6 protein-coding genes and 1 pseudogene are annotated in these 5,656 nt (G+C 70.1%); 4 read left to right on the top strand and 3 right to left on the bottom strand.

What is annotated here, in order from left to right:
* The 4 genes and pseudogenes from QH283_RS12405 to QH283_RS12390 form a co-directional block, all read left to right on the top strand.
* On the top strand, nucleotides 1-193 hold a 193-nt coding region (locus tag QH283_RS12405), incomplete at its 5' end, for a hypothetical protein (protein WP_280503154.1).
* Nucleotides 190-426, top strand: a complete 237-nt coding sequence (locus QH283_RS12400; RefSeq protein ID WP_280503153.1) for a hypothetical protein — start codon at nucleotides 190-192, stop codon at nucleotides 424-426. The genes QH283_RS12405 and QH283_RS12400, both read left to right, overlap by 4 nt.
* 40 nt (nucleotides 427-466) lie before the next feature.
* On the top strand, nucleotides 467-853 hold the full coding sequence (locus tag QH283_RS12395) for a hypothetical protein (RefSeq protein ID WP_280503152.1): 387 nt from the start codon (nucleotides 467-469) through the stop codon (nucleotides 851-853).
* Nucleotides 850-2,182: pseudogene (locus tag QH283_RS12390) on the top strand (hypothetical protein). The gene QH283_RS12395 and the pseudogene QH283_RS12390 overlap by 4 nt, the downstream one beginning before the upstream one ends.
* A 51-nt stretch (nucleotides 2,183-2,233) precedes the next feature.
* Here QH283_RS12390 and QH283_RS12385 read toward each other — a convergent pair.
* The 3 genes from QH283_RS12385 to QH283_RS12375 all read right to left on the bottom strand — a co-directional run bounded on the left by QH283_RS12385 (nucleotide 2,234) and on the right by QH283_RS12375 (nucleotide 5,531).
* Complete coding sequence (locus QH283_RS12385) at nucleotides 2,234-3,076, bottom strand: RNA polymerase sigma factor SigF (RefSeq protein ID WP_280503151.1); 843 nt, start codon at nucleotides 3,074-3,076, stop codon at nucleotides 2,234-2,236.
* Between the two features lie 267 nt (nucleotides 3,077-3,343).
* On the bottom strand, nucleotides 3,344-5,017 hold the full coding sequence (locus tag QH283_RS12380) for an MDR family MFS transporter (protein WP_280503150.1): 1,674 nt from the start codon (nucleotides 5,015-5,017) through the stop codon (nucleotides 3,344-3,346).
* Nucleotides 5,010-5,531 (bottom strand): MarR family winged helix-turn-helix transcriptional regulator, encoded by a 522-nt coding sequence (locus QH283_RS12375; RefSeq protein WP_280503149.1) that lies wholly within the window; start codon nucleotides 5,529-5,531, stop codon nucleotides 5,010-5,012. Before QH283_RS12375 ends, QH283_RS12380 begins: the two co-directional genes overlap by 8 nt.
* Between the last annotated feature and the right edge of the window lie 125 nt (nucleotides 5,532-5,656).

Here is a 5,656-nt window from a genome sequence, read left to right as displayed (position 1 = left end):
GGGGGCGGGGGGGCCGCCCCCCGGCCCCGCCACCACCACCCCCGCCCCTGCCTACTCTCGCGCGGCGGGGGCGGTCCGGGACGACTCGGTCGTGTCCGGCGGAAGCGCCGGGACGGGTGCGGGCGGTCCCGGCGCGGAGGTTCCGAGCGCCGAGCGCGGCGGCTCCGAGGACGACGGAACGGGCGCGCGGTGACGGCAGGCACGGCGCGGGTGGAAATCCTCGCCGATCATTCGGTGCTGCTGGCGATTCCGGCGTTCCTGCCGGCGATCGCGCTGGTGGCGATCATCGTGGTGATCGCGGTGCGGGACCGGCGCTCCGAGGCGAGGGAGAACGGCGCGCCGAACGGGGCAGGTTCGGGCGATACCGTGGGCGGCGACGATGCGATGACCGGCCGGGAGTCCGGCCGCGCGGGAGAGGAGAAGTGATGGCCGCTGGTCCGGCCGTGGGGTGTCGGCCCGTTCCGCCGTGGCTGTGTTCGCACTGGTCGCGCTGCTGGGGTGCGGGGTGACCGGTTGCGGTTCCCAGACCTCGGAGCCTGCCGCCTCTGGTCCGGTCGAGTCGACGGCGGCCGACCACAGCGGGCAGGCGGTGACGGTGGGGATCCGGCTCGCGGGCGGGTCGGTCTCGCCGGTGAACGCGCGGGCGGAGGCCAGGGTGGGTGAGCCGATCGAACTCGTGGTGCACAGCGACACCGAGGACGAACTGCACGTGCACGCCGATCCCGAGCACACCTTCCCGGTGCGGGCGGGCGCCGATCAGCGGTTCACCTTCCGGGTGGACGTGCCAGGCCGGGTCGATGTGGAGTTGCACGAGGCGAATGTGACCGTCACGACCATCTACGTGCGGCCTTGACGCCGCTGGCGCACGGGATCGGCGGCGCGTCCGATCTGCCGATCCCGTTCACCTATGCCGTGGTCGGCGCCGCGTGGGCGTTGACCTTCTCGTTCGCCATCCTGGCCTTCGCCTGGCGGGAACCGCGGCTGGACCCGCACTCGCCCGGCCGGGCGCTGCCCGCCGGATTGCGTGCCTGCTGCGACTCCCCCGCCGTGCGCGCCGTCCTCGGCGGGCTGGGTGTCGCGGTGCTGGCGCTGGCGCTGGCGATCGGGGTGTTCGGCGATCGGGCGCAGGCGCGGAATCCGTTGCCCGGCATGGTCTACATCTTTCTGTGGGTCGGGGTGATGGTGGCCTCGCTGCTGGTGGGGCCGGTCTGGAAGATCGTCTCCCCCGTGCGGGCGCTGCACCGCCTCGGCTGCCGGATGGCGGGCCGTGATCCGGCGCGGGGGCTGCTGCCCTATCCCGGCGGGTGGGGGATGCGGCCCGCGGCGCTCGGGTTGTTCAGCTTCGTGTGGCTGGAGCTGGCCTCGCCGGAGCCGGGTTCGGTCACGGCGGTGACGGCGTGGCTGGCCGGGTACGTGGTGATCGGGCTGGCGGGACTGATCGTGTTCGGAACGGTGTGGGCCGAGCGGGGTGATCCGCTCGAGGTGTACAGCTCGCTCATGGCGCGGTTGAGCCCTCTGTCCCGGCGCGAATCGGGTGAACTCGCGCTGCGGTGGCCGCTGAACAATCTGGCGGGCGCTCCGGCGTCGGCCGGCATGGTGGGTGACCGCGACCCTGCTGGGATCGACCGCGTTCGACAGTCTTTCGGCCTCGGCGGGATGGCGGGATCTGACGCTCGACCTCGCGGGCAATTCGACGCCGTCGCGCACACTGTTCCAGACGGCCGGGCTGCTCGCCGTGATCGGAATCGTGGCCGCGGCCTTCACTCTGGCGGCCCGCGCGACCGGCGGGGTGTCCGGCGCGGAGCGGGCGATGCTGCCGATCCGGTTGGCGCACAGCCTGGTTCCGGTGATCGCGGGCTATGTGGTGGCGCACTACCTGAGTTTCCTGGTGGAGAAGGGCCAGGCGACGCTGATCCTGCTGGCCGATCCGCTGGGGCTCGGCTGGTCGCTGCCGCTGCTCGGGAATCTGGAGGTGCACTACGTGCTCTCGGCGCATCCCGCGGTGCTGGGGTCGATCAAGGTGGCGGCCGTTCTGGCGGGCCACATCCTCGGGGTGACCGCCGCCCACGATCGCTGCCTGCGGTTGCTGCCGCCGCGGCATCGGCTGACCGGTCAGCTGGCGTTGATGCTGGTGATGGTGGGTTACACCTTCACCGGGCTGTACCTGCTGTTCGACGCCTGAGAGCCGCTGTGTCCCATGGCTTTCGGAGCCGTCGTCGGGTACGGGGCCGGTTCAGGCGGCGGCGACGGCGCGGGCGGGCGGCTCGGCGAGGGCTTCCTCGCGCAGCCGGGTGAGGGTGCGGGTGAGGATGCGCGAGACCTGCATCTGGGAGACGCCGATGCGTTCGGCGATCTGGACCTGGGTGAGGTTGTCGAAGAAGCGCATCCGCAGCACGTCGCGTTCCCGCTCGGGCAGGGCGGCCAGCAGCGGGCGCACGGCCATGGCGTCCTCGAGCAGCCGGTAGCAGGGCTCCTCGCTGCCGAGGCGGGCGACGATGGGACGGCTGCTGCCCTCCTCGTCCTGCTGGCTCGCGTCCAGGGAGTCGGTGTTGTAGCAGTTGGCGGCGATCATGGCCTGGGTGACCTCGGTGCGGTCGACGCCGAGTTCGGCGGCGATCTCGCTCGGGCGGGGCATGCGGCCCAGTTCCTGGGACAGCTTCTCCACCGCGGGCGCGATCTTGCCCTGCAATTCCTTGGTGCCGCGCGGCACTCGCACGCTCCAGGCGTGATCGCGGAAGTGGCGGCGGACCTCGCCCATGATGGTGGGGACGGCGAAGCCGAGGAAGCTGGCCCCGCGCGAGGGATCGTAACGGTCGACCGCGCCGAGCATGCCCACGTAGGCGACCTGCTGCAGGTCGTCGTGTTCGATGCCGCGGCCGCGGAAGCGGGCGGCGATGTGCTCGGCCAGCGGCAGGCACAGGGTGATGATGTGCTCGCGCACCTCGGCGCGGTGCGGGTCGGCGGGGTCGAGGGCTGCGAGCTTGTCGAACCACGGCTCCAGGTTGTCGTACGAGTCGCCCGCGGCGTTGCCGCCGTTGTGCGTCGAACCCGAGTACGTATTCGCTTCCGCGCTCATGCTTTTGCCTCTCGATCCTTGGTTGAGCTTGGGACCAGGAAACCCGCGCGAACCGGGAGTCAAACAAACAATTTTCAACGATTTCCGGTGGCCGTGGTCATGGCCATACCGCACGCGCATGACGGACCAGGATTCGCGCACCGTGTCCTGACACGCCGACGGGGCCGGGAGAACGGTGCGCGGAGGGTGTCCGCTCGGTGTTCTCCCGGCCCCGTCGTGCGGTTGCCGGGTGGTGGCGGGCATCGTGTGCCCGGATCACCCGCTGGTTCAGACGCGCTGGTCGGCGGCCGGAACCTTCGCGTCCTCGACCAGTTCGGCCGGGGTCGCGGGCGCCTTGGTCAGTTCGACCTCGGCGTCGGTCAGGGCGGCGTCCCGCTCGCGCAGCGGGTCGTCGGCGGGATCGAGGTCGATCGTGGTGCGCAGCGGGCGGTTCGGCAGCAGCAGGGTGGCCAGCAGGGCGACGAAGGTCGCGATGGCGGCCATGAGGAACAGCCTGCCGGTGGCGTCGCCGTAGGCGGCACGGATGACGGCCAGCACCGGCTCGGGCAGCGCGGTCAGGTCGAGGTTGCCGCCGCCGGAGGACGAGCCCGCGGGCACGCCCAGCTCGGCCAGGCCCTTGGCGGACAGATCGGCCACCCGGGTGGCCAGCACGGAGCCGAGCACCGAGACGCCGATCGCGCCGCCGAAGGTACGGAAGAACGCGACACTGCCGGAGGCGGCGCCGATGTTCTGCACGCTGACGGTGTTCTGCACGGCCAGCACCAGGTTCTGCATCATCATGCCCGTGCCGAGGCCGACGATGGTGATGTAGCCGCCGACCAGCCACAGGTTGGTGGCGTGGTCGATGGTGGCCAGCAGGCCGAAACCGACGACCATGAGCACCGCACCGCCGATGACGAACGGCTTCCACTTGCCGAAGCGGGTGATCATCTGACCCGACACCACCGAGGCGACGAGCATGCCCGCGACCATCGGGATGGTCAGGATGCCCGCGGCGGTCGGCGAGTAGGCGCGCGCGGTCTGGTAGTACTGCCCCAGGAAGGTGGTCGCGCCGAACATGCCGATGCCGACGGCGATGGAGGCGATGATGGCCAGGCCGGTGGTGCGCTCGGTGACGATCTTGAGCGGGATGATCGGGGCCTTGGCCCGCGATTCCACCACCACGGTGGCGACCAGCAGCAGCACGCCGACGGAGACGTAGAGCGCGGTCTCCTTGGAGGCCCAGGCGTAGTAGCCCGCCTTGCCCGCGAAGGACACCCAGATCAGCAGCACCGACACACCGGCGGTCAGCAGGAGGGCGCCGAGCCAGTCGATGGACACGTCCTGCTTGCGTTCGGTGGGCAGGCGCAGGGTGCGCTGCAGCAGCACCAGCGCGATCACGGCCAGCGGCACGCAGACGAAGAAGCACCAGCGCCAGCCCAGCGGGCTGTCGACGATCACGCCGCCGAGGATCGGGCCGCCGGACATGGACACGGCCATGACCGCGCCCATCAGGCCGGAGTACCGGCCGCGCTCACGCGGCGAGACGATCGAGCCGATGATGGCCACGACCAGTGCGGTCAGGCCGCCCATGCCGATGCCCTGGAACACACGGGCCACCAGCAGCAGGTCGACATTGTGCGCGCAGCCTGCCAGCACCGAGCCGGCCACGAAGATGACGATCGAGAGCTGGACCAGGATCTTCTTGTTGAACAGATCCGCGAGCTTGCCCCAGATGGGGGTCGAGGCCGCGTTGGCCAGCAGCGCGGTCGTGATGACCCAGGCGTAGGCGGTCTGCGAGCCCTGTAGGTCGCCGATGATGGTCGGCAGCGCGTTCGCGACGATGGTGGTGCTGAGCAATGCGGTGAACAGCGCCGCGAGCAGGCCCGTCATCGCCTCGAGCACCTCGCGATGGGTCATGGCATCGGGATCCCGATCCACCGTCTCCACTGAACTAGACATCCACTTCCTGACTTTCTGTCATCGCCGCCTTGTCCACGCCCGCGTCGCTGCGGTGTGCGTGCTCGGTCTGTGCGTTGTCGATCTGTGCGTAATGAGCCAACGAGGTTCTGAGTTTCTGCATCGCCGCGCAGGCTCGTTTCGCATCGGCCTCGTCCCACTCGGTGAGAACCTCTTGCAGTCCTTGCGCGCGGGAGACCTGGATGCGTTCGAGCAGTGCCCGGCCGGAGTCGGTGACCCTGACCAGGGTGGCGCGCCCGTCGCTGGGGTCGGGCGAGCGCGTGATGTAGCCCGCCGCGACGAGCTCGGTCACGTGCCTGCTCAACGCCGAGGGGCTGATGCACAGCTCGCCCGCGAGATCGCCCTGTCTGCACGATCCGCGCGCGTGCAGGGTGCCGAGCACCCCGATCGCGCCGGGCAGCAGCAGGCTCTCGTCGGGATGCGTCAGCGCACCCCGGACAGCCCGGCCGATCAGATAGAACTCCTTGATCAGGTCCTGGGCTGTTTCGGTCGACACCGTCTTCGGTGACCTCCTCGTTTTGATTGGTTGCATAAACCAACTATAATTTTGGTTGCTTGCGCAAATAAAATAGTACATACCGGACATCCCACGACCGCCCCGGCGCTCGGGCGAGCGACGGG

The sequence above is a fragment of the Nocardia farcinica genome, from assembly GCF_029867845.1.
Taxonomy (GTDB): Bacteria; Actinomycetota; Actinomycetes; order Mycobacteriales; family Mycobacteriaceae; genus Nocardia; species Nocardia farcinica_A.
Note: the sequence above shows the minus strand (reverse complement) of the source record. Positions and strands in the feature narration are given on the sequence as shown.